We start from the raw sequence: 26,069 nt of genomic DNA, 5'->3' as shown, positions 1-26,069 counted from the left end.
CAATGCAGCACAACGACTACATCCTGACCCTGTCCTGCCCCGACCGCACCGGCATCGTCTTCCGCGTCAGCGGCCTGTTGTTCGAATCGGGTTGCAACATCCTCGATTCGCAGCAGTTTGGCGACGAGGAGACCGGCCGCTTCTTCCTGCGGGTGCACTTCGACCTGCCGGCCGGCGCGGCTCCGGACGCGCTGCGCGCCCGCCTGGACGAGATGGCGGCCGAGTACGGCATGGAGTTGCAGCTGCATGACGCCCGCCGCAAGGAACGCCTGCTGATCATGGTCAGCAAGCAGGGCCATTGCCTGAACGACCTGCTGTTCCGCGTGCACAGCGGCCAGCTGCATGCCGAAGTGGCCGCCATCGTCTCGAACCACAACGACTACGCCAGCCTGGCCGCGTCCTATGGCATCCCGTTCCACCACCTGCCCGTCACGCCCGACACCAAGGCCGAACAGGAACGCCAGGTGCTGGCGCTGGTGGACCGCTACGAGATCGACCTGGTGGTGCTGGCGCGCTACATGCAGATCCTGTCGGCCGACATGTGCCGCGCGCTGAACGGCCGCGCCATCAACATCCACCACAGCTTCCTGCCCAGCTTCAAGGGCGCCCGCCCGTACCACCAGGCGCATGCGCGCGGCGTGAAGATCATCGGCGCCACCGCCCACTTCGTCACCTCGGACCTGGACGAAGGCCCGATCATCGACCAGGACATCGAGCGCGTCGACCACACCATGACGGCGCAGGACCTGACCCAGGTCGGCAGCGACATCGAATCGCTGGTGCTGTCGCGCGCCGTGCGCAGCCACGTCGAGCACCGCATCCTGCTGAACCGCAACAAGACCGTGGTGTTCCGCTAGGACAGCACCGGCATCCGCTGGCGCGCGCTCAGCGCTTCCAGTCGGCGTCCTTGAACCAGTTGCGCAGGTGTTCCACGATCAGCCTGACCTTGTCGGGCTGGTTGCGGCGGGTCTGCACGACCGCATGGATGTCCAGCCCCTGCGGCTCGTAGCCCGGCAGCAACACTTCCAGCGCGCCATCGGCAATGTCCTGTTCGACCATGTAGCGCGGGTGCATCGACACCCCGCCGCCGCGCTTGGTCATGTTCATCAGCGCTTCCCCGAGGTTCGAATTGAACGAGCCCGCCACCCGCACCACGTGGGTGTTCGACTGGGCGTCGGTGAAGCTCCATTGCCCGGTGGGCGCCTTCAGGTTGTGCACCAGGCAGTTGTGCCGTTCCAGGTCCTGCGGCTTCCCCGGCCGACCGTGGCGGGCCAGATAGTCGCGCGTCGCCACCACCACTTGCGGCACCAGCGTGATCTTGTAGGCGATCTGGTTGGAATCCTTCAGCCGCGGCGCGATGCGCACGGACAGGTCCAGATTCTCGGCGATCAGGTCGCCACGGCCGTCATCGATCAGCAGCGACACCTTGATCGCGGGATAGCGCGCCAGGAAGTCCTGGATCGCCGGCACCATGTGCACGGTGCCGAACGACGGCGGCGTGCCGATGCGGATGCGGCCGCTGGCGGTCAGCACCGGCCCCTGCACCAGCTCCTTCAGGTTCATCAGGCTCAGCGCCAGCGTATCGGCGTTCTCCAGCAGCAGACGGCCGCTCTCGGTCAGGCTGACGTGCTTGGTATTGCGGTTGAGCAGTTGCACTTCGAAGTGCGCTTCGAGCCAGGCGATCTTCTTGGTGACCGCCGAGCGGCTCGACGCCAGGCTTTCCGCCGCCTTGGAGAAACTCAGGCTCTTGCCGACTTCGACGAAGACTTCCAGGCAATCGATGACGTTCATTTCCAACTCGTGTGTTTCCAAAAAGGAAAAAACGATTTCCTTTTTTGGTGATTTTTCAGGGAGATCGGTCTCTCTATACTGGCCGCATGAGCCAAGAACGTCCCCCCGCTGCCGCCGCCAGCGCCGCCGCTTTCGACTACCACCTGTTCGGCACCCATGTGTGTTTCGGTGATGGCGTATCGGCCTTGATATTAAAGGAACTGGACGCGCTAAGCTGTTTCCGGCCGGCGATTCTGGCACAGGACGCGATGGCACGATCCGCCGCTTTCGAGACCCTGTCCGCCTGTTGGAGCGGACTCGATCACCTGCGGCTTCCGGCGGTCCCGCGGCACTCCAGTGTCGATTTTGTGGAAACAATGGCCGAAAAAGTGCGGACATTCGGCGCGGACAGCCTGATCGCCATCGGCGGCGGCAGCATGGCCGACAGCGCCAAGGCCCTGGCGCTGCTGCTGGCCGAAGGCGGCCGGCTGGCCGACCACGTCACCACCTTCGAACCGCCCGCCACGGTGCGCATTCCGCGCCGTGTCCGACCGCAGCTGCCGATCATCGGCATCCCCACGACCGCCTCGGGCGCGGAAACCACGTCGTCGTTCGGCGTGCGCCGGCAAGACGGCCACAAGCTGATGTTCTGGAACCGCGGGGTGGCCGCGGCGACCCTGCTGATCGATCCGCGCCTGAGCGCGGACCAACCCGTCGCGCTGCTGCGCGACAGCGCCATGAACGGCATCGCCCACGCGCTGGAGGCCCTGTATTCGCGGGGACGATCGCCCGTGTCCGATTGCATCGCCGTGCAGGCGATCCGGCTGTTCGACAGCGCCCTCGACGGCGACAGCCTCGCCGCTGGCGACGAGCGCGGCGCGATCCTGCAAGCGGCGCATCTGGCCGGGCTGGCCCTGTCGATGGCGCGCAGCTGCCTGCATCACGCCATCTGCCATGTCGTGGCGTCGCGCCAGCGGTTGTCGCATGGCGCGGTCAACAGCGTGATCCTGCCGTATGCGCTGGCGTTCAACGAAGCGGCAGCGGCCGACGCGCTGCGGCCGGCGCTCGACGCAATCAACCAGCGGGCGCGCCGGCCGCACGCCACGCTGTCGGCCTGGGTGCGGGACATCCAGCGGCGCCACGCCATGCCCGCGCGGCTGTCGGAACTTGGCGTGGCACGCGAGGCGCTCGGCGCCTTGGCCCGCGACGTCCTGACCGAACGAGGGCTGGCGCTCAATCCCCGGCCGGTATCCGAAGCCGAGGCCTCAGGAATTCTGCGGGCCGCTTTCTAGCCCTGGCATCCCCGCAAGGCCGTCCCTGGCCTTGCCCATCCCGAAAACGGAGAGATCATGAAAATCGTTGCTGGCGAGGGCCCGTTGGGCGCCCGCATCCTGGATATCGACCTGGCCCGCCCCCTGGCCGATGCCGACTATCGCGCCATCGAGGCGGCGCTGGGCCGGCATGGCGTGGTCAGCTTCCCGAAACAGGCGCTGGAGGCGCGGCACCTGAAGGCGTTCGCCGAGCGCTTCGGCACGCTGGAAGTGAACGTCGCCAACATGTACTTCGAGCCCGGCCTGCCGGAAGTGATGATCCTGTCGAACATGGTGGAGAACGGCAAGCCGGTGGGCCTGAGCGACGCCGGCCAGGACTGGCACACCGACATGTCCTACAGCCGAACCATCGCCTTCAGCAACGTGCTGTACGGCATCCGCATCCCGATGCGCGACGGCAAGTCGCTGGGCAACACCGAGTTCTGCAACATGCACGCCGCCTATGACGACCTGCCGCAGGCATTGAAGGACGAGCTGGACGGCATGACCATCACCCACGACTTCAACAAGTTCTGGGAAATGATGCGGCGGGAAAAAGGCAGCACCCGGCCCCCGTTGACCGAGGAGCAGAAGCGCCGCAAGCCACCGGTGTCGCACCCCGTTTTCCTGACGCATCCGATCACGGGCCGCAAGGTGCTGTACGCCAACCCCGGCTATTCCGTCAGGATCAACGAATTGCCCGAGGCGCGCAGCGCCGAGGTGCTGGACTTCCTGTTCAGGCACCAGCTGCAGGAGAAGTACCGCTATCGCCACCAGTGGCAGGAAGGCGATGTGCTGATGTGGGACAACATGGGGACCATCCATAACGCCGTGGCCGACTACCGGCCGGACGAGCCGCGCCTGATCAAGCGCTGCCAGGTCATGGCGGACCGGTACTTCCCCGACCAATACTGATACCAACACAAGGAGGAGACATCATGAACACAAAAAAATGGACCAAGCTGCTGTGCGCCGCGCTGATCGGCGCGGGCGTTGCCGCGCCCGCCCTGGCCGACGACTACCCGTCGCGGCCGATCCGCATGGAAGTCGGCTACGCCGCCGGCGGGCCGACCGACGTGATCGCGCGCATTCTCGCCAAGCGCATGTCCGAGAGCCTGAAAACCTCGATCGTGGTGGAGAACAAGCCGGGGGCCAGCGCATCCATCGCCGCCAACGACGTGATGCGCGCGGAACCCGACGGCTACAAGGTGCTGGTGACCTCGCTCACCCTGAACGTGAATCCGTTGCTGTACCCCGACCGCTACAACTATGACGCGGTCAAGGATTTCACGCCCGTCGGCAACTTCGCCAAGCTGCCCATGGTGGTGGTGACCAGCTATGGCTCGCCCTACAAGACCATGCAGGAGCTGGTGGCCGCGGCCAAGGCCAGTCCGGACAAGCTCACCTTCGGCTCGTCGGGCATCGGCGGGTCGGCGCACCTGACGGCCGAGATGCTGGCCAACATGACCGGCGCGCGCATGATGCACGTGCCCTTCAAGGGCAACGGGCCGGCCCTGCAGGAAATGCTGGCGGGCCGCATTTCGTTCATGTTCTATCCCAGCGTCGGCATCGCCAACTACGTGGCGCAGAAGCAGTTGCGCGTGCTGGCCATCGGCACGCGCGAGCCGCAGCCCGACTTCCCCGGCGTGCCGACGCTCGAAAGCCTGGGCTATCCCGGCTTCGACGAAGCCGCCACCTGGGTGGGCATGCTGGCGCCGCCCGCCACGCCCAGGGCCATCGTCGACAAGCTGAACCGGGCCGCCAACGAGGCCCTGGCCGATCCGGCGGTGCGGCAACAGCTCGCCTCGCTCGGCGCCCTGGCCGACGGCGGCACGCCGCAACAGTTCAGCCAATTCCTGGTGCAGGACCGCAAGCGCTGGGCCGACGTGATCAAGAAAGGCAATGTCAAAGGCGAATGATGGTCCATCGGAGCAGCATGCAATGACCGCCCGGCTGGACGATTGCTATTCCATCGAGCGCCTGCGGCTCGCGGCCCGGGCGCGCCTGCCGCGGCCGGTGTTCGACTTCTTCGACGGCGGCGCCGAGGACGAGATCACGCTGCGCGAGAACGCCGGCGCGTTCCAGCGCCTGCGGCTGGCGCCGCGGGTGCTGCGCGATGTCTCGCGGGTGGATGCCACGGCGATGCTTGTCGGCGCCCCCGCCGCCCTGCCCTGCGCCATCGCGCCCACCGGCGCGGTGGGCTTCGGCTGGCGCGGCGGCGACGTGGCGCTGGCGCGCGCAGCCGCCCAGGCCGGCATTCCCTACACCCTGTCCACGTCCGCCACCGCGTCGATCGAGGAGATCGCCGACCGGGCGCCCGGACGGCTCTGGTTCCAGGCCTACATCCTGCAGGACAAGGGCCGGCTCGCCGACCTGATCCGGCGTGCCGGGGCCGCCGGCTACGAGGCGCTGATGATCACGGTGGATCTGCCGGTAGGCGGCAAGCGCGAACGCGACCTGGCGCACGGCCTGGCGTTTCCCATGAAGATCAACCCGCGCAACTTCTTCCAGTTCGCGCGCAAGCCTGCCTGGTCGCTGGACATGCTGCTGCGGCGGCCGCCGGCCATGCCCAGCCTGGCGGGGCTGGCGCGGGTCGCCACGGACCGCAAGGCCATAAAATCCGTCGCCGGCCGCAACTACGATCCGGCGTTCAAGCTCGACGACCTGGCGCGGCTGCGCGAAGGCTGGCAGGGCAAGCTCATCGTCAAGGGCGTGGCCAATGCCCTGGACGTGGACGCCATCGTCGCTATCGGCGCCGACGCGCTGGTCGTCTCCAACCACGGCGGCCGGCAGCTCGACACCGGCATCGCGACGCTGGCCGCCTTGCCGGAAGTGATCGCCGCCGCGCGCGGCCGGGTGCCGGTGCTGCTGGACGGCGGCGTGCGGCGCGGCAGCGACATCTTCAAGGCGCTGGCGCTGGGCGCGGCCGGTGTGTTGACCGGCCGCGCCACGCTCTACGGCGTGCTGGCGGGCGGTCACCCCGGCGCCTGCAAGGCGCTGGAGATATTGCGCGACGAGCTGGCGCGCACCATGCAACTGTGCGGCGCGGAGACGCTGGCCGCCATCGATGAAACCATGCTGAGGATGACATCCCCATGAGCGACACCCTGTCCCTCTGCCACAACCAGGTCATGGCGTTCTTTCGCGACCTGGATGAAAGCCGCTACGACGACCTGGTGCGGCGCCTCGCTCCCGACGGCGTCTGGCTGCGCCAGGGCCAGACGCTGGCGGGCCGCGACGCCGTGCTGGCAGCGCTGGCGCGCCGCTCCGCGACCCAGCGCATCCATCACCTGATCTGCAACCTGGCGGCGCACGCCTGGAGCGCGGACCACTGCGCGCTGCGCGGCTACATGCTGGTGGTGCGGCATGACAGCGGCAGCCCGCTGTCCGGCCCGGCGCCGCTGGCGGGCGTGGACACCATCCGCACCCTGCGCGTCGAACTGGCGCGCCGCGACGGCGAATGGCTCATCGCCCGCATGACCAATGACGAACCCAGTTTTTCCGCCCAGGCGGCCTGAAGGAACCCACCATGAAATGGATACGCTGCACCCACGACGGCGAAACGTTCTACGGCATCCTCGATGACGACCGCATCACGCCGGTGCGCGGCGACCCGTTCAACGGCCATGAAAAGCGCAACGAATCGCTGCGCCTGGCCGACGTGCGGATCGAAGTTCCGGTGATCCCGCCGACCTTCTATTGCGTCGGCCTGAACTATGTCCAGCACATCGGCACCGAGGGCAAGAACATTCCCACCCAGCCCGACGTCGGCTACCGCGCCAACAACGCGCTGCTGGCGCATGGACAGGACGTGCTGATGCCGGCCGACGCCAACCGCGTGCACTACGAGGGCGAACTGGTGGTGGTGATCGGCAAGCGCATGAAGCACGTGCGGCCCGACGAGGTGCGCGCCGGCATCCTCGGCTACACCATCGGCAACGACGTCAGCGCGCGCGATTGGCAGGCGTCCGACCGCACTTTCTGGCGCTCCAAGAACACCGACACCTTCAAGCCGATGGGGCCCTGGATCGAGACCGACCCGGACCTGGCGCGCATGGAGACGGTGGTCAGCGTCAACGGCCGCGAGAGCACCCGCTTCGGCACCGGCGACATGCTGTTCGGCGTGGATACCTTCATCAGCACGATGAGCCGCTACCTCACCTTGCAGCCCGGCGACATCCTGTGGATGGGCACCGACGGCCATTCGCCCGACCTGCGCGACGGCGACGTAGTCGACGTGACGCTGACGGGTTTGGGCACGCTCACCAACCGCTTCGCTCGGCTGCCGGACTGATTTCAGGCGGGCCGGTCAGGAGACAACACCCGGACGCCCGTTCAGCCCGCGGGGAACTGGCGCTCGACCAGCGCCAGCGCCTTTTCCTGCAGCGGCGACCGGCCCTCTTGCGGCCAGATCACCTGGCTGACCGAGCGCGCCTGGTGCTCGAACGCGATGAACCGGGTGCCCGCCAGGCCGCTGCGCGACAGGCACGACGGCACGATCGACACGCCCAGGCCCTGCGACACCAGCGAAGCCACGCTGAGCCAGTGGCGCACCTCGTGGCGGACCACGGGCATGAAGCCCGCCCCCACGCACAGCGACAGCACAGTCTCGTAATAGCTCGGCGAGGCGGCGCGGGCGAAGAACACGAAATCATCGCCGGCCAGGTCCGCCAACGCCAACGAACGCCGCCCGGCCAGCGCATGGCTTTGCGGCAGGCACACCACGAAGGGTTCGGCCAACAGATCGCGCGCCGCCACGCCGGCCGGCACCGGGTTGGCATGGATGAAGCCCAGGTCCTGTTCGCCGCGCCGCACCGCCTCGATCTGGTCGTGCGAATTCAATTCGGTCAGCACGTGCTCGACGTCCGGCAGTTCGGCCCGCATGGACTCCAGCAGCGCCGGCAGGCCGCGGTACAGCATCGACCCCACGAAGCCGATGCGCAAGCGGCCGCGCAGGCCGGCGTCGACCCGCTGCACCAGCATGCGCACGTCCTCGGCCTGGCGCAGCAGCGTCAGGGCCTCGCGGTACAGCACCTGGCCGGCGGCGGTCAGTTCGACGTGGCGGCTGGTGCGCGCCAGCAGGCGCGCGCCGACGTTGTCCTCGAGCTGGCGGATGGCGTAGCTCAAGGGCGGCTGGGAAATGTGCAGGCGCGCGGCGGCGCGGCTGAAATGGCGTTCTTCGGCCACGGCGATGAAATAGCGCAGCAGGCGCGGGTCCAGGTCCATTGGTCTCCTCCCTGGGCGGGCACGAAGGCAGCGCCCGATATCCATATTTTTTTTGGATAGGTCTACACCAAAACGGTATTTGTATAGATTAATCCATCGCCGCAACATGCCAACGATTCCCCTTCTTGCGCAGGATGCCGCCATGGATAGCCCCGCCCAGCCCGCCGTCGCCACCGCCACGCCCGTCCCGGACGCGCGCGGCCTGAACCTGTTCCGCGCCGATCCGTACGCCGCGCCCCTGGCCCGGCGCTATCTGCCCGCGGCGCTGCACGCGCACCTGCTGCCGCACCTGGACCGCCTGGGCGAACTGGCGGGCGGCGTGATGGACGAACTGGCGGCCACCGCCGACAAGCATCCGCCCACCCTGTCGGTGCGCAGCCGTGCCGGCGCCGACGAGTCGCGCATCGACAAGCATCCCGCCTATGTCGAGCTGGAACGCCTGGCCTACAGCGAATTCGGCCTGGCGGCGCTGTCGCATCGCGGCGGCGTGCTGGGCTGGCCCGAGCCGATGCCCGCCGCCGCCAAGTACGCGCTCAGCCACCTGTTCGTACAGGCTGAATTCGGCCTGTGCTGCCCGGTCAGCATGACCGACTCGCTGGCGCGCACGCTGCGCAAGTTCGGCGACCCGGCGCTGGTCGAACGGGTGCTGCCGCAGGTCACCAGCCAGGATTTCGATGCCCTGCGCCAGGGCGCCATGTTCATGACCGAACAGGGCGCCGGCTCGGACGTCAGCGCCACCGAGGTCACGGCCACGCGCCAGGACGACGGCAGCTGGCGCATCCACGGCGACAAATGGTTCTGCTCCAACCCCGACGCCGGCTTCGCCATGGTGCTGGCGCGCAGCGAAAGCGAGCCCGGCCTGAAGGGCGTGTCGCTGTTCCTGCTGCCGCGCGACCTGGCCGACGGCACGCACAACCACTACCGCATCCTGCGCCTGAAGGACAAGCTCGGCACCCGTTCCATGGCCAGCGGCGAAATCCGCCTGGAAGGCGCGGTGGCGTGGCTGGTGGGCGAGCGCGGCAAGGGCTTCAAGCACATGGCCGACATGATCAACAACTCGCGCCTGTCCAACGGCATGCGGGCGGCCGGCCTGATGCGCCGCGCCGTCACCGAGGCCACCTACGTCTCGCAACACCGCCGCGCGTTCGGCAAGCGCCTGATCGACATGCCGCTGATGCAGCGCCAGCTGGTGAAGATGACGGTATGGTCCGAACAGGCCCGCAGCGTCATGTTCCAGACCGCCCGCGCCCTGGCCGACGCCGACCAGGGCCGGGGCGATCCGGCGCTGGCGCGCATCCTGACACCGCTGATCAAGTTCCGCGCCTGCCGCGATGCGCGCAAGGTCACCGGCGACGCCATGGAAGTGCGCGGCGGCTGCGGCTACATCGAGGAATGGACCGAGCCGCGCCTGGTGCGCGACGCGCACCTGGGCTCGATCTGGGAAGGCACCAGCAACATCGTGGCGCTGGACGTGCTGCGCGCCATCAGGAAAGAGGGCTCGCTGCCCGCGCTGCGCCGGCATGTCGACCAGTTGCTGGCCGAAGGCCTGCCCTGCCCGCCGGCGCTCGCCGCCACCCAGGCCGACGCGCTGGAACGGACCTATGCGCTGGCCGCACATGCCGCGCAGGGCGACCACGCCGAACTGGCGCGGCAGGCCGCCTCGCTGCTGTACCACGCGGTATCGATGGCGGCGCTGCGCTGGGAAGCCGCCGGCGACGGCCTGGCCAGCCGCGCCCTGCTGGCCGACCAGGTGCTGCAACATCGCCTGGCCCCGCGCGACCCGTACGCGATTCCCGCCGACGAAAGCGCCGCCTGCCGCGGCATCCTGCAACACGCGCTGTAGCCTGGCGCACCACGACGCCGGCGGCACAGCCGGCGCGTCCACCACTGGAGACAACCATGAAACGCCTGTTCACCCCTTTGCTGCTGGCGGTCGCCGCCATCGCCGCCGCGCCCGCCGCGCTGGCCGCCGACGCCTATCCGTCGCGGCCGGTCACGCTGGTGGTGCCGTTCCCGCCCGGCGGCCCGACCGACGCCCTGGCGCGCCGCCTGGCCGAAAAGCTCAAGCAGCCGCTGGGCCAGACCGTCATCGTCGAGAACCGCGCCGGCGCCGGCGGCAACATCGGCTCCGAATACGTGGCCGCCGCCAAGCCGGACGGCTACACCATCCTGTTCGGCACCTCCGGGCCGCTGGCCATCAACGTCAGCCTGTACAAAAACCAGGGCTACAACCCCGAGACCAGCTTCGCCCCCATCATCCGCATCGGCCACCTGCCCAACATCCTGGTGGTGAACCCCTCGGTGCCGGCCACCAACGCGCAGGAACTGATCGCCTACGCCAAAAAGAACCCGGACAAGCTCAGCTACGCCTCGTCCGGCAACGGCGCGTCGTCGCACCTGGCCGGCATCCTGTTCAACCAGATGGCCGGCACCCGCATCATGCACATTCCCTACAAGGGCACCGGGCCGGCGCTCAACGACCTGCTGGGCGGCCAGGTGTCGATGTCGTTCACCGACATCCTGACGGCGCTGCCGTACATCAAGGCCGGCAAGCTGCGCGCCATCGGCCTGGCCAGCGCGCAGCGCTCCGAGGCCCTGCCCGACCTGCCGACGCTGTCCGAACAAGGGCTGTCCGGCTACGACGTCAGCGTGTTCTTCGGCATCGTCGCGCCCAAGGCCACGCCGGCCGAGACCGTGGCCAAACTGAACCAGGCATTCCAGGCCGCGCTGTCGGACCCCGCGATCGAACAGACCCTGCGCAACCAGGGCATCGTGCGCGCCCAGGACCAGACGCCGCAGGGGCTGTCCCGCTTCATCACGACCGAAGTGCCCAAGTGGCGCACGCTCATCAAGAGCGCCAACGTTTCCATCGACTGACCGCAGAGGCTTCATGGCTCCCAAGCTCCCCGACGCCGGCGCCCTGGCCGGCTGCAAAGTGATCGACCTGTCGCGCGTGCTGGGCGGTCCTTACTGCACCCAGATCCTGGCCGACCACGGCGCCGACGTGCTCAAGATCGAACCGCCGGGCGGCGACGAAACGCGCGGCTGGGGTCCGCCGTTCCTGGGCGATACCGCGTCGTACTTCGTCGGCGTCAACCGCAACAAGCGCGGCATGACGCTGGACCTGTCGCAAGCGGCCGGCCAGGAACTGCTGCGCCACCTGCTGGCCGATGCCGACGTGCTGGTCGAGAACTTCAAGCCCGGCACGCTGGAGAAGTGGGGGCTGGGCTACGACACCTTGAAAGAACGCTTCCCGAAACTGATCCACTGCTGCGTCAGCGGCTTCGGCGCCGACGGCCCGCTGGGCGGCCTGCCCGGCTATGACGCCTGCGCGCAAGCCATGTGCGGGCTGATGAGCGTGAACGGCGAAGCCGACGGCGACGCCACCCGCGTCGGCCTGCCGGTGGTGGACATGGTGACGGGCCTGAACGCGGCGGTGGCGATCCTGCTGGCGCTGAACGAGCGCGCGCGCAGCGGGCTGGGCCAGTTCCTCGACATCACGCTGTACGACTGCGCGCTGTCGCTGCTGCATCCGCACGCGCCCAATTACTTCTACAGCGGCAAGACGCCGGGCCGCAGCGGCAACGCGCATCCCAACATCGCGCCCTACGAGACCCTGCCCACCGCCAGCGGCCCGATCTTCCTGGCGGTCGGCAACAACCGCCAGTTCGCGCAGCTGGCGCAAGTGCTGGAAGCGCCAGCGCTGGCCGCGGACCCGCGCTATGCCGCCAACGCCGACCGGCTGGCGCATCGCCAGGCCCTGCGCGACGACCTCTCCGCCCTGCTTGCGCATCACGAGGCGGCGGCCCTGGCCGACCGCCTGCTGCGCGCCGGCGTGCCGGCCGCGGCCGTGCAGACGGTGGACCAGGCGCTGGCGCATCCGCACACGCGCCATCGCGGCATGGTGCTGGAACAGGGCGACTACCGCGGCGTCGGCTCGCCCATCAAACTGTCGCGCACGCCCGCCACGCTGCGCCGCCTGCCGCCCGATCTGGCGCCGCCCCAGCCATAGCGGCCGCGGCATCAGCGCTCGCTCCATGCGCCGCACTGCCCGCCTTGCGCGGGCTTTTTCATGCCTGCCTAACCAGAGCCGCGCCAGCGATTGCCGTCATTCCCTACACCCGCTTGCATGTCTTGCATGCACAGACAATTCGTTGCATGACTGTTGCATTGCCCGCCTCCCGGCCGATTTAGACTTTTCCCATCACACCGGCCCGCCCTTCATGGCGGGCACCGAGGGAGCGATGCGCGGCGATACCCGCGCTGCATGCCCGCTCCCTCGACGTTGCCCTGGCGCGACTCCCCATCGAACGAGAACAAGGAGAAAGACTATGGCTACGAACGCCCCCAGCGGCGATCCGCAACAGAACGCCCCGCTCAAGCGGGTGATGGGGCCCAAGCTGCTGCTGCTCTTCATCGTCGGCGACATCCTCGGCACCGGCGTCTACGCCCTGACCGGACAGGTCGCCAAGGAAGTCGGCGGCGCGGCCTGGCTGCCGTTCCTGGTGGCCTTCGGCGTGGCGCTGCTGACCGCGCTGTCCTACCTGGAACTGGTGACCAAGTATCCGAAAGCGGCGGGCGCCGCGCTCTACGTGCACAAGGCGTTCGGCCTGCACTTCCTGACCTTTATCGTCTGCTTCACGGTGATGTGCTCGGGCCTGACGTCGGCCGCGACCGCGTCGCAGGCCTTCGCGGCCAATCTGTTCGCCGCCTTCGGCATCGAGGCCAGCAAGACCTGGATCACCATGGGCGCGCTGGGATTCATGGCGCTGGTGATGCTGGTGAACCTGCGCGGCGCGTCCGAAAGCGTGCGCGCCAACGTGGTGCTGACGCTGATCGAACTGTCCGGCCTGCTGATGGTGATCCTGCTGGGCTTTTACGCCATGTCGGAAGGCCAGGCCGACTTCTCGCGCGTCATCGCCTTCGACACGCCGGAAGACAAGAGCGTGTTCCTGGCCGTCACCTCGGCCACCGCGTTGGCTTTCTTTGCCATGGTCGGCTTCGAGGACTCCGTCAACATGGCCGAGGAAACCCACAACCCCAGCCGCATCTTTCCCAAGGTGATGCTGACCGGCCTGGGGCTGACGGCGGTGATCTACGTGCTGGTGTCGATCTGCGCGGTGGCGCTGGTGCCGGTGGGCGAACTGGCCGGCAGCAGCACGCCGCTGGTGCTGGTGGTCAAGCGCGCCGCGCCCGGCCTGCCGGTGGAATACATCATGCCGGTGATCTCTATGTTCGCCGTCGCCAACTCGGCGCTCATCAACATGATGATGGCCAGCCGCCTGCTGTACGGCATGTCGCGCCAGGGCGTGCTGCCGGCCTTCCTGGCCCACGTGCATCGCCGTAACCAGACGCCGTGGACCGCCATCCTGTTCACCACCGCGCTGGCCTTCGGCCTGATCATCCTGGTGGCGCTGGCCGATTCCGAAGCCATTCGCGCGCTGGGCGGCACCACCGCCCTGCTGCTGCTGGGCGTGTTCGCCTTCGTCAACGTGGCGGTGCTGGTGCTGCGCCGCGACCAGGTCAAGCACGAGCATTTCCGCATCAACCGCATCGTGCCGTGGCTGGGCGCGGCCGCCTGCCTGTTCCTGGTGACGCCGCTGACCGGCCGCGACGTGATCCAGTACCAGGTGGCCGGCTGGCTGCTGCTGCTGGGCGTGGTGATGTGGGGCGTCACCTACCTGGCACGCAGCCGGGAGGAAAAGATGCGGCTGGATCCGTCGGCGCTGGAATAGGAAGGCGCGCCAGGCCCTGCCTGGCGCGGGGCCTGCCCCGGCCCATGCGGGAACGGCGGATGGCCCGCCGGGAATCCTCCTCAGCCGCCTTGCGCCAAACCCTCGCGGCGCGGATCGACCCCGCCCTGCAGGCCGTCGGCGTCGATCACGATGCCATGGATGCCGCTGGGGAAATCGGTGACCTTGATCGGATGCCCCATGCGCTCCAGGGCCGGCGCCAGCGCCTCCAGCGCGGTGCCCTTTTCCAGTTCGGTCTCCTTGTTGCGGCTGCCCAGGTTCGGCAAGGCCGCGGCGGCCTGGATGTCGAGCTTCCAGTCGAGCACCGCCACGATGGTCTTGGCGACGTAGTTGATGATGGCGCTGCCGCCCGGGGATCCCACCAGCAGGTAGGGCTTGCCGTCGCGCAGCACGATCATCGGCGCCATCGCGCTGCGCGGGCGCTTGCCAGGTTCGACGCGATTGGCCACCAGCCGCCCTTCGGGATCCTTGAACGAGGACGAAAAGTCCGTCATCTCGTTGTTCAGCAGGAAGCCGCGCACGAAGATCTTGCTGCCGAATTCGTTCTCGATGGTGGTGGTCATCGACAGCGCATTGCCGTCGGCGTCCACCGCCACCAGATGGCTGGTCGAAGGTTGCTCCAGGGCGTTGTCGCGGCCCAGCGACAGCAGCTTGCCTTCGGGGTCGCCGGGCAGCGCCACCTTCATGCTGCGGTCGGGCCGGATCAGCGCGCCGCGCGCACGCAAGTACGCCGGATCCAGCATCGCGCGCACCGGCACGCGGACGAAATCCGGGTCGGCCACGTAGAAGTCGCGGTCGGCAAACGCCAGCCGGCCGGCCTCGGCGAAATAATGCACCGCTTCGACGCTGCCAGGCGCGAAATCGCCGATCGGATATTGCTCCAGTTCGCCCAGCATCTGCAGCACCGCGATCGGGCCGCTGCTGGGCGGCCCCATGCCGCACAGCTCGTAGCCGCGATAGGCGCCGCACACCGGTTCACGCTGGCGCGCCTGGTAGCCCGCCAGGTCGGCCAGCGTCAGGTCGCCCCGCTTGGGATGCGCATGCACCGCGGCCACGATGTCGCGGGCGATATCGCCCTGGTAGAAAGCGTCCGCGCCGCCCTGCGCCACGGCCCGCAGCGTGGCCGCGAAGGCGGGATTCTTCAGCACGTGGCCGACCGGCCAGGCGCTACCATCGGGCGCGTAGAAATAGGCCGCGGCGGCCGGCTGGCGCGGCAATTCCTTGTTGCCCGCCAGCAGCTTGTGCAGGCGCGGCGACACGGCGAAACCCTGCTCGGCCAGCCGGATCGCGGGCTGGAACAGGTCGGCCCACGGCAGCTTTCCCTGGCGCTGGTGCGCCATTTCCAGGCCGCGCAACAGGCCCGGGACGCCCACCGCCATGCCGTTGTTGACCGCCTGCGCGAACGGCAGCGGCTTGCCGTCGGCATCCAGGAAGCGGTCGGGACGCGCCGCGGCGGGCGCCGTCTCGCGGCTATCGTAGGTCACGATGGCGCGATCCTTGGCCGAATACACCACCATGAAGGCGCCGCCGCCGATGCCCGACGATTGCGGTTCGACCAGATTGAGCACCAGCTGAGTGGCGATGGCGGCATCCACCACGCTGCCGCCGCGCCGCAGCATCTCGTCGCCGGCGGCGGTGGCCAGGGGGTTGGCCGCGACCATCATGAAATGCGGAGCGCGCACCAGCTTGCGGGCCTGGCTGCCGGTGGCGGCCTCGGGATTCAGGTCGTCGGCGGCCACCGGCGAACGGGCCCAGGCGGACGGCGCCGCGGCCAGCGCGGCGGCGAGCAAAAGAGCGGCGGTGGAACGACACACGCGCATGGAAAGGGCTCCAGGATGGCGCCGGATGGCCGGCATGGACGTCCATGATAGACAAGACCCGCGCCGCTGTCGCAGTGCCCCGTCGCGCCGTAGAATGCGGGATTGCGCCGACCCACCCTTCGCATCATGCGCCTGCGCCACATCGAGATCTTCGAAGCGATCCGCCGCACCGGCTCCCTGACCCAGGCCGCGGCGGCGCTGCACATCACCCAGCCGGCCGCCAGCAAGCTGCTGGCCAGCGCCGAGTCGCAACTGGGCTTCAAGCTGTTCGAGCGCGTCAAGGGCCGTCTGGTGGCCACGCGCGAAGCCGACATCCTCACGCCCGAAGTGGCGCGCCTGAACCAGGACCTGGACAGCGTGCGCAGGCTGGCCGCCAGCCTGCGCGATCGGCCCCACGCGCACCTGCGGCTGGGCTGCGCGCCGGCGCTGGGCCTGGGCCTGCTGCCCGGCGTGGTGCGCGACAGCCGCGAGGCGCAGCCCGGCCTGACCTTCGATATCCACACCTACCACAGCAGCGAGCTGGTGCGCGGCATGCTGACGCGCGAGCTGGACCTGGCGGTGACCTTCGACACCAGCGAGACGCCCGGCCTGACGCGCACCGAACTGGGCCAGACCGAACTGGTGCACCTGGGCCGCGGCCCCGCCGGCGGCCCGCTTGCGCTCGCCGACGTCGCGGGCGACAACCTGATCCTGCTGGACGCCAGCGACGCCGCCGGCGCCCTGCTCCAAATGGCGCTGGACGCGCAGGGCGTGGACCCGCACGCCGCGATCCGGGTGCAGACCCACTACGTCGCCTGCGCGCTGGCGCAGGCCGGGGCCGGCGACGCCATCGTCGACGCCATCACGGCCCAGGCCATGCTGCGACCCGACATGCGCCTGCGGCGATTGTCGCCCACGCTGGGCGTGCCGATCAGCGTGTTGACGCGCAGCCAGGATCCGCTGACGGCCGTGCATCGAGACCTGATCGACCGGTTGCGCGCCGCCTGCGACGCAAGCCACGCGGCGCTGGAACGCTGACGCCCCTTGGGCGCGGGCCCCGCGCGCAAAAAAAGGCGCCCCGCGGGGCGCCTTCTCTGCCAGGCCGGCGGCGGGCCGGAGCCCGCGCCGTCAGGCCATCAATCCAACTTGATGTTCTGCTTCTTCACGACGTCCTTCGCCCAGTCGTACTGTTCCTTGATTTCCTTGGCGAACTCTTCCGGCGTGTTGCCCGAGGGCGCCGAGCCCTGGTCGTCCAGCGCCTTGATGACCTTGGGGTCCTTCAGGGCCACTACGGCGGCGTCGCGCAGCTTGTTCACGACTTCCATCGGGGTGCCCTTGGGCGCCAGCAGGCCGTACCAGACCGGCTGGTTCAGCACGGGGAAGCCGGCTTGCTTGAAGTTCGGCACGCCCTTGAGCGAAGCGATGTCTTCCGGCCAGGCGATCGCCATGGCGTTCAACTTGCCCGCCTGGATCTGCGGCATCGAGGACGGCAGGTTGTCGAAGATGATTTCGATCTGGCCGCCGACGGCGTCGGCCACGGCCGGGCCCGAGCCCTTGTAGGGCACGTGCACGATGTCGGTGCCGGTGGCCATCTTGAACGATTCGCCCATCAGGTGCAGCACGCCGCAAGTGCCCGAGCTGCCGTACGAGTACTTGCCCGGGTTCTTCTTCAGTTCCTCGACGAAGCCCTTGAAGTCCTTGGCCGGGAACTTCGGATTCACGGCGACCACGTTGGCGGTGTTGGCGAAGTTGGTGACCGGCTGGAAGTCCTTGATCGGATCGTAGGGCAGGTCGTTGGGGCGGCACGCAGGGTTGACGGCCATGGTCGAGACCGTGGCGATCGACAGCGTGTAGCCGTCCGGCGCGGCGCGCGCGGCTTCGGCCGCGCCGATGGCCCCGCCGGCGCCGCCCTTGTTCTCGACGACCATGGGCTGGCCCAGTTCCTGGCTCATGCGCTGCGTCACCAGGCGCGCGATGATGTCGGTGGAGCCGCCGGGCGCGAACGGGACGATGACGCGGATCGGCTTGTCGGGATACTTGTCGGCGGCATGGGCAACCGAGGCGCCGACCGTGCCGGCAGCCAGCGCGATGGCGATGGCCAGGGAGCGAACTTTAATCATTGGTGTGTTTCCTCCAAATATGCGAGCCCGGGTGTGAACGGACCGTCTTGTGGCGCACTCGTCTGTGGACGAGTCAGCAGTTAGCGTTGGCGGGGCATCGCTTGTTGTGCAGGGCTGAAAGCCGTGCTGTTATGGGTTGCTTGTGGCACACGCGCCCGCCAGAATGACGGAGAATAGCAGCAAATGCTTACAGTCGCATAGCGAGCCGATCCCCCGCGCCCGCGCCAGAAAAAATAGCTTATCCATGTCGGTTGCACTGCTCGTTTTCCCTGATTTCATGCTGGTCGCGCTGGGTTGGGCGCTGCGCCACAAACTCAATTTCTCGCGCGAGTTTTTCGCCGGCACCGAGCGCCTGGTGTACTTCGTGCTGTTCCCCGCCCTGTTGTTCCAATCCATCCTGCGCACGCCGATCAGCGCCGGCAACGCCGCAATACTGTTGCAGGCGACGGCGGCGGTGATCGTCTCTGGCGTGGCCTTGTCGTGGCTGGCGGGGCTGGCGCTCAGGCCCACATCGCTGGGGCTGGCGTCATCGGCGCAATGCGGCTTCCGTTTCAACACCTATATCGGACTGGCTTTATCCGCCAGCCTGGGCGGCGCGCAGGGCCAGACGGTGATGGCGCTGATCATCGGTTTCGCCGTGCCGATGGCGAACGTGGCGGCGGTGTACGGCCTGGCGCGCCACAACGGCGGCAACCTGCTGCGCGAGCTGGCGCGCAATCCGCTGGTGGTGTCGACGCTGGCGGGGTTGGCGTGCAACCTCGCGGGACTGCACCTGCCGGGGCCGGTGGACACGGTGCTGGCCCGTCTGGGCGCGGCGGCGATCGCGTTGGGGATCCTGTGCGTGGGCGCCAGCCTGGCATGGGAAGGCGGCAAGGGCTATGGCGGGTTGATCGCGTGGATGCTGGCGGTGAAGCTGGTGGCATTGCCGCTGGTGGCGCTCGGCGTGGCCAGGTTGCTGGGGCTGGCGCCGCTGGAGGCGCGCATGCTGCTGCTGTTCGCGGCGTTGCCCACGGCTTCGGCGGCTTATGTGTTGGCGATGCGGATGGGGGGTGATGGGAGGATGGTGGCGGTGCTCATTTCCCTGGGGACGTTGTTTTCTGCGGTGACGATTCCTGCTTGGTTGTTGTTGACCGGGAATGCTTAGCGGGTTTCGAGGCATGTTGCGCTGCTGGACCTGAAAAAAAAGCCGCCCTACGGGGCGGCTTCGTGTTTGGCGACGGCAGCGTTACTTGCCGGCGTTGGTCATGCTGCCGGGCACGACCCATTCGGCGAACTGGGCTTCGGTGACGTAGCCCAGGGCCAGGGCCGATTCCTTCAGCGACAGGCCTTCCTTGTGCGCCTTCTTGGCGATCTGGGCGGCCTTGTCGTAGCCGATGTGCGGGTTCAGGGCGGTGACCAGCATCAGCGAGCGGTCGACCAGTTCGGCGATGCGCTCGCGGTTGGGCTGGATGCCGGCGGCGCAGTGCTGGTCGAAGCTGGCCATGCCGTCGGTCAGCAGGCGCACCGACTGCAGGAAGTTGTGGATCACCAGGGGCTTGTAGACGTTCAGCTCGAAGTTGCCGCTGGCGCCGCCGATGTTGATGGCGACGTCGTTGCCCATGACCTGGGCGGCCAGCATGGTGATGGCTTCGCACTGGGTCGGGTTGACCTTGCCCGGCATGATGGAGCTGCCGGGTTCGTTTTCGGGGATGCTGATTTCACCCAGGCCGGAACGCGGGCCGCTGGACAGCCAGCGCACGTCGTTGGCGATCTTCATGAGGCCGGCGGCGAGCGACTTGAGGGCGCCGTGGGCGAACAGCAGGGCTTCGTGCGAGGCCAGGGCCTGGAACTTGTTGGGCGCGGAGACGAAGGCGGTTTCGGTGGCGTGGGCCAGTTCGGCCGAGACCTTGGCGGAAAATTGCGGATGGGCGTTCAGGCCGGTGCCGACGGCGGTGCCGCCGATGGCCAGCTGGTGCAGGCCCGGCAGCGTGGCGCGGATCTGCTGTTCGGCCAGGTCGAGCTGGGCGACGTAGCCGGACAGTTCCTGGCCCAGCGTCAGCGGGGTCGCGTCCTGCAAGTGGGTGCGGCCGATCTTGACGATATCGTAGAACTCGGCGCTCTTGGCGGCGAAGGTGGCGCGCAGGGTCTTCAGGGCCGGCAGCAGGTGGTGCTCGACCTGCACGGCGGCAGCCACGTGCATGGCGGTGGGGAAGGTATCGTTGGACGACTGGCCGCGGTTGACGTGGTCGTTGGGGTGCACCTTGCGTTCTTCGCCGCGCACGCCGCCCAGCAGTTCGGAGGCGCGGTTGGCCAGCACCTCGTTCATGTTCATGTTGCTCTGCGTGCCCGAGCCGGTCTGCCACACGGACAGCGGGAATTCGTTGGGCCACTTGCCGGCGATGACTTCATCGGCGGCGCGGATGATGCCGTCGGCGATCTTGGGATCGAGCTCACCCAGGTCGGCGTTGACCTTGGCGGCCGCACGCTTCAGGCGCGCCATCGCGATGACCAGCGGCTCGGGCATCTTTTCGGTGGAGATCGCGAAAAAATGCAGCGAACGCTGCGTCTGCGCGCCCCAGAGATGATCCTCCGGGACTTCGATGGGGCCAAAGGTGTCTTTTTCGATGCGGGTCTTCATGGCGCTTACTGCTCCGTGGCGGCGTCCGTCGCGGCCGGCGGATTCCGCCTGGCCGGACTTATTTGAGAATAGCAATCACTTATAAGATTAGCAGAAACCCGAATTCCTATAATTGCGTTCGATCCGTGTTCCCATCCAGACCTTTTACCACTCGTCCCCGACCCGCGCCATGTCCGCTCCCCTCAGCAGCCTGACCCTGCACCTGCCCGATGAAGCCGCCACGGAAGCGCTGGCACGCCAGCTCGCGCCTCTTGTCTCGGGTCGTGAAACCGGGCTGGCAGGCGCATGTATCCACCTTCAAGGGGACCTGGGGGCAGGAAAAACGGCCTTCTCCAGGGCATTGTTGCGGGAATGCGGCATCACAGGCCGAATCAAGAGTCCGAGCTACGCGCTGCTTGAATCCTATAAAGTTTCTAACTTATACTTCTATCACCTTGATTTTTATAGATTTAGTGATTCGCGCGAATGGTTGGACGCCGGATTCCGGGATTTGCTGCGTGAGGATGCGGTCGTTTTGATTGAATGGCCGGAACGGGCCGAGGGCCTTTTGCCCCCTCCCGACCTGCAGATTTCCCTGGCATACGCCGGCCAAGGACGCGATGTCACGCTGACCGCGCACACCGCTCGAGGACAAACATGGTTGAACGCGATTGTCCCCCCGCCCGACACGGCGCCCTCCCAGCGGCAGGCGCCACCCGACGTCGCCTGATCAGCGTCGCCGCCACCCTGCTCGTCCTGCCGGTGGTGCCGCGGCTGGCGCAGGCCGCCACCATCCTGGCCGTGCGCACCTGGCCGGCCGACGAATACACCCGCGTCACGCTGGAACTGGACAGCGAGCTCAAGGCCGAACAGTTCACCCTGGAAAATCCGCACCGCCTGGTGGTGGATATCGAGGGACTGACCCTCAGCGCCGCGCTCAACGACCTGGTGTCCAAGGTCCGCCCGGACGATCCCTACATCCAGAGCCTGCGCGTGGCGCAGAACCGTCCCAACGTGGTACGGCTGGTGTTCGACCTGAAGCAGGCCGTGGCGCCGCAGGTGTTCACGCTCAAGCCGGTGGCCGACTACCAGTACCGTTTGGTGCTGGACCTGTATCCCAAGATCGCGCAGGATCCGCTGGTCGCCATCCTCAACAAGACCGGTCCCGACGCCGACGATCCGCTGGCGCGCATCCTCGAAGACATCCAGCGCAACCCGGCCACTCGCGCCGACCCGCCTGAACCGCCGCGCGTGCGCGGCCAGCAGCCCGCCGCGCCGCTGCCGGTGCCGAAGTCGCCGCCCGCCTCCGCCGGCCGTGGCAAGCAACGCATGCTGACCATCGCGCTGGATCCCGGCCACGGCGGCGAGGACCCCGGCGCCATCGGCGGCAGCGGCCTGCGTGAAAAAGACGTGGTGCTGCGCATCGCGCGGCGCCTGAAGGCGCTGATCGACGCCCAACCCTACATGCGCGCCTACCTGACGCGCGACGACGACTTCTTCGTGCCGCTGCACGTGCGCGTGCAGAAGGCGCGCCGGGTACACGCCGACCTGTTCGTGTCGATCCACGCCGACGCCTGGATCAAGCCGTCGGCCAACGGCTCGTCGGTGTTCGCGCTGTCGCAGCGCGGCGCCAGCAGCGCCCAGGCGCGCTGGATGGCCGACAAGGAAAACGCGGCCGACCTGATCGGCGGCGTCAACCTGGGCAGCCACGACCGCCAGGTGGCCAAGGTGCTGCTGGACCTGTCCACTACCGCGCAGATCAACGACTCGCTCAAGGTCGGCAATGCCTTCCTGGACGAGATCAAGAAGATCAACCGGCTGCACAAGAACAGCGTCGAGCAGGCCGGCTTTGCCGTGCTGAAGGCGCCGGACATCCCGTCGGTGCTGGTGGAAACCGCCTTCATCAGCAACCCGCAGGAAGAGGCGCTGCTCAAGACCTCGGCGCACCAGGAGAAACTGGCGCAGGCCATGCTGACCGGCATCCAGCGCTACTTCACCGCCAACCCGCCGCTGGCGCGGCTCGGCGACGTCAGCTGAGACTACGCCGGATACGAATAGGGCCATGCCTGCGCATGGCCCTTTTCTTTTGCGCCCGCGCCGTCAATGCCTTCGGACGATCTGGCTGCGGCTTGCATACGGTGCGGCTATCACAAGCGCCGGGTTACGCCATCCTATATGCCGGCAGGTGCGAGACTTGTCTCCGGATTTTCAGACGGATCCATACAGATACCGGAAGGCGACCCCGGTAGATTAGCGGCCATCTTTTGGAAAGATCCATGGCCGTCCGCCTGCTATCCGCTCCGCCTTGCGTTCCAGCGCAATCCTGTATTCATCATGCAGGGATTCTGGAACATGAAACGCACGAAAATATCGCTGGCGGCAGCCCTCCTGTTGTCCACAACCTCTTATGGCCAGACCGTCCCGAACGAGGCCACGCCCGGCGAGGCCAGGCACGACGCTCGTGATGGGCTGAAGGTTTTTTCGCCGATCACTGTTAGCGCAACCATCAAGCCGGAAGATGTCACCACGCAATCCATTTCCGCCGATGAGCTGAAAAGGACGGGTGGCAACAACTTCGGCACCATCATGCGCTACCAACCGCTGATCAGCGCATCGGGCGTGAACAGCGGGTCCCGCAACGGCAAATCGGGTTTTGACCGTGGCGGTTACAGCAGCTACAACATTCGCGGCCTGGACGGCAACCGGGTGGCGCTGGATGTCAACGGCATCCCCTTGCCGGACGCCACCGGGCGCAGTTACGCGGTCTCCAGCGGTGAAGATACTTTTGGCATTGGCCGCGATTACATCGATCCCTATCTGTACGGCCAGGTGAACATCGCTTCCGGATCACGCCAGAACACGGTCAAGAACGTGGTCGGCGGCTCCGTGTCATTCGTCAGCAAATCACCGGACGCCTATCTCACGGACGGTAAACGCAGCTACCTGGAATACACCGGCGAGTTCGACACGACCGATCATGGCTGGCACAACGGCGTGACCACCGCGTTCGGCAATGACAGCGCCCGGGCATTGTTCGCCTACAGCCGCCGTGATGGCAGGCAGACGCAAAACAACAGCGGCTACCTGGATACTTACCCGATGCGCTGGCATTCCGATGCGGCGCTGATCAACGGCGTGATCGATACCGGCGGCAGCGGCCGGATCATAGGCACGCTGGATTTCTACCGTAAATCCAGCAGGGAGAGCGCGCCCATGTATAAAAAGCTGAACAGCAGCGCCCCCCGCGAGAGCATCGTGGGCTCACACGGGCAGAAGAACTCCACGCAACGCGATTCAATCAGCCTGGCGCACGTATTCACGCCAGGAAACAACACCCTGATAGACACGATGGAAAGCAAGGTCTTCTATCAGCGCACGCGCGTTGGCGACGACACGGTGTCAGCGCAGGATATCGTCACTTCATCCAGGTGGAGGTCGACCGGCATGGAGACGGAGAACCCCTTGGAGAATGTTTCGACCTTCTCCAACATGAACACCAAGACTTATGGCCTGCAAAGCGAAATCACCAAGGACTATGGCGCCCAGGCCTTGAATTACGGCGTGAATTTCTCGATAACGGATTTTTCCCGGCCGTTTGAACAAGTCGGCGCGGACCATCCCACCTTGCAGCCACAGGGCAACAACAGAACCTATGACACGAATGTGTGGCTGAGCGACACCATCACCATCGGCGCGCTTTCGGTAATGCCGGGCCTGAAATACTCGTGGCACAAAATCAACCCGCAGGGCTTTGAGGCGCCCTCCGACGACAAGGCGCTGGGCGCATTGACGCTGGCGGAAATCAACGAGATACATGGCAAGACGTTTACGGACGGGAAGCTATTGCCTTCGTTGACCGTCATGTATGCGTCCAAGCAGGGGTTCAATACCTACCTGCAATACAAACGCGGAGTCTCCTACCCCACCAGCAGCCAGATAGCGGGAATCTGGCTGCACCCCAGGATCGGGCGCGCCTCGCCCGCCATGGTGGGCAATTCCGACCTCAAGTCCGAAACCAGCAACCAGTTTGAATTAGGGGTGGTTGGCAAGGCAGCCCGTGGCCTTACAGTGCGCGGCAATGTCTTCTACAACAGCTACGACAATTTCATCTATAACCGGAAATACGCCTTGAGGGACTACCAGACAGGCGCGCCGAAACCGGGCGTGCAAAGCCTGCTGGCCAGGCTTCCGGCCTCGATCTCCAGCCTCACCATCGCGGAGAACCGCGACAAGGCATACATCTATGGCGCCGAGGTCGTCACCCGGATCGATTATGGCGCGCTGTTCGGCGCCGCCCACGGATTGAGCAGCACTTTTGCCGTGGGATACAACCAGGGCAAATCGAAATCATCGTATTCGGGTGATGGCTGGGTGGAGCTGGACAGCGTGTTGCCTGTCAAGGCCATTGCATCACTGGCGTGGGATGACCCCCAGAACCGCTATGGCGCGAGCCTTACCGCCACCTTCATCAAGGGCAAGCAAGCCGTCGATCCTGTCCGCCAGAATTTCCCGAACAATGGCAGCCTCTCATTCGAAGAATATTCCGGAAAGTACGAAAAGAACTACCTGCGCGTCCCCGGATACAGCATTTTCGATCTGACGGCCTACTACAACGTGAAGAAGCACCTGACAGTGGCGATGGGAGTCTACAACCTCACCAACCGCAGATACTGGGAATACGCCAGCAATAGAAAAATGACGACGACCTCGGAGCAGGATCTGCGTGATATCGCCCTGGGCGCCGCGCCCGGCAGGACCTACCAGCTAAGCCTCACCGCGATGTTCTGATCCCGTCGTTATCCCATTTCCGGGGTGGCCAGGCTCGCATCGCCGCGGTCAGCCGCCCCGGCGCGCGCGCAGCAGCTTGAACAACGCCGCGCCCACCACCGGCACGATGGCCGCGGCCAGGCCGATCAGCACGATGGTGTTCAGGTGTTCCTTCACCAGCGGGATGTTGCCGAAGAAATAACCCGCCGCCACCAGGCTCACCACCCACAGCAGGGCTCCCAGGATATTGAACAGCTGGAAGCGCGACAACGGCATGTCGGCCACGCCGGCCACGAACGGCGCGAACGTGCGCACCACGGGGATGAAACGCGACATGACGATGGTCTTGCCGCCGTGCTTTTCGTAGAACGCGTGCGTGCGCATCAGGGCGCCGCGATCCAGGAAGCGCAGGTTCATCGAGAACACGCGCGGCCCGATGTAGCGGCCGATGGCGTAGTTCACGCTGTTGCCGGTGATGGCGGCCACGATCAGCAGCGCCCCCAGCAGCACCGGATCCAGGCTGCCGGTGGCGCCGAAGGCGCCGGCGATAAACAGCAGCGAATCGCCCGGCAGGAACGGCAGCACCACCAGCCCGGTTTCCGCGAAAACGATCAGGAACAGCACCAGATAGACCCACACGCCATACTGCTGGACCCAGACGCCGAGGGTCTGGTCGATGTGGAGCACCATTTGGAAAAAATCGAGCATCAATACGTCCCTGGAAGCGG

Annotated in this window: 22 protein-coding genes; 16 read left to right on the top strand and 6 right to left on the bottom strand. The window is 66.9% G+C overall.

The window, feature by feature from the left end:
- Positions 1–2 precede the first annotated feature (2 nt).
- Positions 3–857 (top strand): formyltetrahydrofolate deformylase, encoded by an 855-nt coding sequence (gene purU / locus DK459_RS19775; RefSeq protein ID WP_006388922.1) that lies wholly within the window; start codon positions 3–5, stop codon positions 855–857.
- A 28-nt stretch (positions 858–885) separates the two neighbouring features.
- Here purU and DK459_RS19770 read toward each other — a convergent pair whose 3' ends face one another.
- Positions 886–1,791 (bottom strand): LysR family transcriptional regulator, encoded by a 906-nt coding sequence (locus DK459_RS19770; RefSeq protein WP_110135008.1) that lies wholly within the window; start codon positions 1,789–1,791, stop codon positions 886–888.
- Positions 1,792–1,877: 86 nt separating this feature from the next.
- On the opposite strand from DK459_RS19770, the gene DK459_RS19765 reads away from it, so the two are divergent.
- From DK459_RS19765 to DK459_RS19740, 6 genes are read left to right on the top strand one after another with little or no spacing between them, the layout of a single operon-like run.
- Positions 1,878–3,062, top strand: a complete 1,185-nt coding sequence (locus DK459_RS19765) for an iron-containing alcohol dehydrogenase family protein (RefSeq protein ID WP_110135007.1) — start codon at positions 1,878–1,880, stop codon at positions 3,060–3,062.
- Positions 3,063–3,119: 57 nt separating this feature from the next.
- Positions 3,120–3,995: a TauD/TfdA family dioxygenase gene (locus DK459_RS19760; RefSeq protein ID WP_049055537.1), complete on the top strand. Its 876-nt coding sequence runs from the start codon at positions 3,120–3,122 to the stop codon at positions 3,993–3,995.
- Positions 3,996–4,018: 23 nt separating this feature from the next.
- Positions 4,019–4,999, top strand: coding sequence for a tripartite tricarboxylate transporter substrate binding protein (locus DK459_RS19755; protein ID WP_054443197.1), 981 nt, complete (start codon positions 4,019–4,021; stop codon positions 4,997–4,999).
- Between the two features lie 22 nt (positions 5,000–5,021).
- A complete protein-coding gene (locus DK459_RS19750) occupies positions 5,022–6,179 on the top strand; it encodes an alpha-hydroxy acid oxidase (RefSeq protein WP_110135006.1) in 1,158 nt (385 codons plus the stop codon).
- A complete protein-coding gene (locus DK459_RS19745) occupies positions 6,176–6,598 on the top strand; it encodes a nuclear transport factor 2 family protein (protein WP_006388914.1) in 423 nt (140 codons plus the stop codon). The genes DK459_RS19750 and DK459_RS19745 overlap by 4 nt, the downstream gene beginning before the upstream one ends.
- A gap of 11 nt (positions 6,599–6,609) precedes the next feature.
- Entirely contained in the window at positions 6,610–7,374 is a 765-nt protein-coding gene (locus tag DK459_RS19740) for a fumarylacetoacetate hydrolase family protein (protein ID WP_049054001.1), read from the top strand.
- 41 nt (positions 7,375–7,415) lie between these two features.
- Here the strand turns inward: DK459_RS19740 and DK459_RS19735 are convergent, their stop codons facing one another.
- Complete coding sequence (locus DK459_RS19735) at positions 7,416–8,306, bottom strand: LysR family transcriptional regulator (RefSeq protein ID WP_006388910.1); 891 nt, start codon at positions 8,304–8,306, stop codon at positions 7,416–7,418.
- Positions 8,307–8,448: 142 nt separating this feature from the next.
- Here DK459_RS19735 and DK459_RS19730 point away from each other — a divergent pair, with 142 nt between their 5' ends.
- The 4 genes from DK459_RS19730 to DK459_RS19715 all read left to right on the top strand — a co-directional run bounded on the left by DK459_RS19730 (position 8,449) and on the right by DK459_RS19715 (position 14,041).
- Positions 8,449–10,149 carry an acyl-CoA dehydrogenase family protein gene (locus DK459_RS19730; RefSeq protein ID WP_110135005.1) on the top strand — a complete coding sequence of 567 codons (1,701 nt, stop codon included), beginning with the start codon at positions 8,449–8,451 and terminating at the stop codon, positions 10,147–10,149.
- A 56-nt stretch (positions 10,150–10,205) separates the two neighbouring features.
- A complete protein-coding gene (locus DK459_RS19725; protein ID WP_110135004.1) occupies positions 10,206–11,183 on the top strand; it encodes a tripartite tricarboxylate transporter substrate binding protein in 978 nt (325 codons plus the stop codon).
- A gap of 13 nt (positions 11,184–11,196) precedes the next feature.
- The gene (locus tag DK459_RS19720; RefSeq protein ID WP_110135003.1) at positions 11,197–12,318 is read left to right on the top strand and encodes a CaiB/BaiF CoA-transferase family protein; all 1,122 of its coding nucleotides are present in this window, start codon (positions 11,197–11,199) and stop codon (positions 12,316–12,318) included.
- A gap of 319 nt (positions 12,319–12,637) precedes the next feature.
- Positions 12,638–14,041 carry an APC family permease gene (locus DK459_RS19715; protein WP_006388904.1) on the top strand — a complete coding sequence of 468 codons (1,404 nt, stop codon included), beginning with the start codon at positions 12,638–12,640 and terminating at the stop codon, positions 14,039–14,041.
- A gap of 80 nt (positions 14,042–14,121) precedes the next feature.
- Here the strand turns inward: DK459_RS19715 and ggt are convergent, their stop codons facing one another.
- On the bottom strand, positions 14,122–15,879 hold the full coding sequence (ggt, locus tag DK459_RS19710; RefSeq protein WP_110135002.1) for a gamma-glutamyltransferase: 1,758 nt from the start codon (positions 15,877–15,879) through the stop codon (positions 14,122–14,124).
- A 126-nt stretch (positions 15,880–16,005) separates the two neighbouring features.
- Here ggt and DK459_RS19705 point away from each other — a divergent pair, with 126 nt between their 5' ends.
- Positions 16,006–16,896: a LysR family transcriptional regulator gene (locus DK459_RS19705; protein ID WP_110135001.1), complete on the top strand. Its 891-nt coding sequence runs from the start codon at positions 16,006–16,008 to the stop codon at positions 16,894–16,896.
- 98 nt (positions 16,897–16,994) lie between these two features.
- Here DK459_RS19705 and DK459_RS19700 read toward each other — a convergent pair whose 3' ends face one another.
- Positions 16,995–17,978, bottom strand: coding sequence for a tripartite tricarboxylate transporter substrate binding protein BugE (locus tag DK459_RS19700; RefSeq protein WP_006388900.1), 984 nt, complete (start codon positions 17,976–17,978; stop codon positions 16,995–16,997).
- Between the two features lie 244 nt (positions 17,979–18,222).
- On the opposite strand from DK459_RS19700, the gene DK459_RS19695 reads away from it, so the two are divergent.
- Positions 18,223–19,122 (top strand): AEC family transporter, encoded by a 900-nt coding sequence (locus tag DK459_RS19695; protein ID WP_370445608.1) that lies wholly within the window; start codon positions 18,223–18,225, stop codon positions 19,120–19,122.
- An 81-nt stretch (positions 19,123–19,203) separates the two neighbouring features.
- Here the strand turns inward: DK459_RS19695 and fumC are convergent, their stop codons facing one another.
- The gene (fumC, locus tag DK459_RS19690; RefSeq protein ID WP_006388898.1) at positions 19,204–20,595 is read right to left on the bottom strand and encodes a class II fumarate hydratase; all 1,392 of its coding nucleotides are present in this window, start codon (positions 20,593–20,595) and stop codon (positions 19,204–19,206) included.
- 169 nt (positions 20,596–20,764) lie between these two features.
- Here fumC and tsaE point away from each other — a divergent pair, with 169 nt between their 5' ends.
- From tsaE to DK459_RS19675, 3 genes are all read left to right on the top strand, one after another.
- The gene (tsaE, locus tag DK459_RS19685; protein WP_026384412.1) at positions 20,765–21,304 is read left to right on the top strand and encodes a tRNA (adenosine(37)-N6)-threonylcarbamoyltransferase complex ATPase subunit type 1 TsaE; all 540 of its coding nucleotides are present in this window, start codon (positions 20,765–20,767) and stop codon (positions 21,302–21,304) included.
- Positions 21,232–22,611: an N-acetylmuramoyl-L-alanine amidase gene (locus DK459_RS19680; RefSeq protein ID WP_020925054.1), complete on the top strand. Its 1,380-nt coding sequence runs from the start codon at positions 21,232–21,234 to the stop codon at positions 22,609–22,611. The genes tsaE and DK459_RS19680 overlap by 73 nt, the downstream gene beginning before the upstream one ends.
- A gap of 315 nt (positions 22,612–22,926) precedes the next feature.
- Complete coding sequence (locus DK459_RS19675; RefSeq protein ID WP_233256835.1) at positions 22,927–25,362, top strand: TonB-dependent receptor domain-containing protein; 2,436 nt, start codon at positions 22,927–22,929, stop codon at positions 25,360–25,362.
- Positions 25,363–25,410: 48 nt separating this feature from the next.
- On the opposite strand, the gene DK459_RS19670 is transcribed toward DK459_RS19675, so the two are convergent.
- A complete protein-coding gene (locus tag DK459_RS19670) occupies positions 25,411–26,049 on the bottom strand; it encodes a VTT domain-containing protein (RefSeq protein WP_020925056.1) in 639 nt (212 codons plus the stop codon).
- Positions 26,050–26,069: the final 20 nt, after the last annotated feature.

The sequence above is a fragment of the Achromobacter sp. RW408 genome (assembly GCF_003184165.1).
In the GTDB taxonomy this organism is placed as follows: Bacteria; Pseudomonadota; Gammaproteobacteria; order Burkholderiales; family Burkholderiaceae_B; genus Achromobacter; species Achromobacter xylosoxidans.
Note: the sequence above shows the minus strand (reverse complement) of the source record. Positions and strands in the feature narration are given on the sequence as shown.

Bases quoted from the DNA above. Each gene is read 5' to 3' on its own strand.
- DK459_RS19700 (WP_006388900.1), bottom strand. From the start codon at position 17,978: ATGATTAAAGTTCGCTCCCTGGCCATCGCCATCGCGCTGGCTGCCGGC.
- DK459_RS19755 (WP_054443197.1), top strand. From the start codon at position 4,019: ATGAACACAAAAAAATGGACCAAGCTGCTGTGCGCCGCGCTGATCGGC.
- ggt (WP_110135002.1), bottom strand. From the start codon at position 15,879: ATGCGCGTGTGTCGTTCCACCGCCGCTCTTTTGCTCGCCGCCGCGCTG.
- DK459_RS19765 (WP_110135007.1), top strand. From the start codon at position 1,878: ATGAGCCAAGAACGTCCCCCCGCTGCCGCCGCCAGCGCCGCCGCTTTC.
- DK459_RS19770 (WP_110135008.1), bottom strand. From the start codon at position 1,791: ATGAACGTCATCGATTGCCTGGAAGTCTTCGTCGAAGTCGGCAAGAGC.
- DK459_RS19735 (WP_006388910.1), bottom strand. From the start codon at position 8,306: ATGGACCTGGACCCGCGCCTGCTGCGCTATTTCATCGCCGTGGCCGAA.
- DK459_RS19715 (WP_006388904.1), top strand. From the start codon at position 12,638: ATGGCTACGAACGCCCCCAGCGGCGATCCGCAACAGAACGCCCCGCTC.
- DK459_RS19740 (WP_049054001.1), top strand. From the start codon at position 6,610: ATGAAATGGATACGCTGCACCCACGACGGCGAAACGTTCTACGGCATC.
- DK459_RS19675 (WP_233256835.1), top strand. From the start codon at position 22,927: ATGAAACGCACGAAAATATCGCTGGCGGCAGCCCTCCTGTTGTCCACA.
- DK459_RS19695 (WP_370445608.1), top strand. From the start codon at position 18,223: ATGTCGGTTGCACTGCTCGTTTTCCCTGATTTCATGCTGGTCGCGCTG.
- fumC (WP_006388898.1), bottom strand. From the start codon at position 20,595: ATGAAGACCCGCATCGAAAAAGACACCTTTGGCCCCATCGAAGTCCCG.
- DK459_RS19725 (WP_110135004.1), top strand. From the start codon at position 10,206: ATGAAACGCCTGTTCACCCCTTTGCTGCTGGCGGTCGCCGCCATCGCC.
- DK459_RS19705 (WP_110135001.1), top strand. From the start codon at position 16,006: ATGCGCCTGCGCCACATCGAGATCTTCGAAGCGATCCGCCGCACCGGC.
- DK459_RS19680 (WP_020925054.1), top strand. From the start codon at position 21,232: ATGGTTGAACGCGATTGTCCCCCCGCCCGACACGGCGCCCTCCCAGCG.
- DK459_RS19745 (WP_006388914.1), top strand. From the start codon at position 6,176: ATGAGCGACACCCTGTCCCTCTGCCACAACCAGGTCATGGCGTTCTTT.
- purU (WP_006388922.1), top strand. From the start codon at position 3: ATGCAGCACAACGACTACATCCTGACCCTGTCCTGCCCCGACCGCACC.
- tsaE (WP_026384412.1), top strand. From the start codon at position 20,765: ATGTCCGCTCCCCTCAGCAGCCTGACCCTGCACCTGCCCGATGAAGCC.
- DK459_RS19730 (WP_110135005.1), top strand. From the start codon at position 8,449: ATGGATAGCCCCGCCCAGCCCGCCGTCGCCACCGCCACGCCCGTCCCG.
- DK459_RS19670 (WP_020925056.1), bottom strand. From the start codon at position 26,049: ATGCTCGATTTTTTCCAAATGGTGCTCCACATCGACCAGACCCTCGGC.
- DK459_RS19750 (WP_110135006.1), top strand. From the start codon at position 5,022: ATGACCGCCCGGCTGGACGATTGCTATTCCATCGAGCGCCTGCGGCTC.
- DK459_RS19760 (WP_049055537.1), top strand. From the start codon at position 3,120: ATGAAAATCGTTGCTGGCGAGGGCCCGTTGGGCGCCCGCATCCTGGAT.
- DK459_RS19720 (WP_110135003.1), top strand. From the start codon at position 11,197: ATGGCTCCCAAGCTCCCCGACGCCGGCGCCCTGGCCGGCTGCAAAGTG.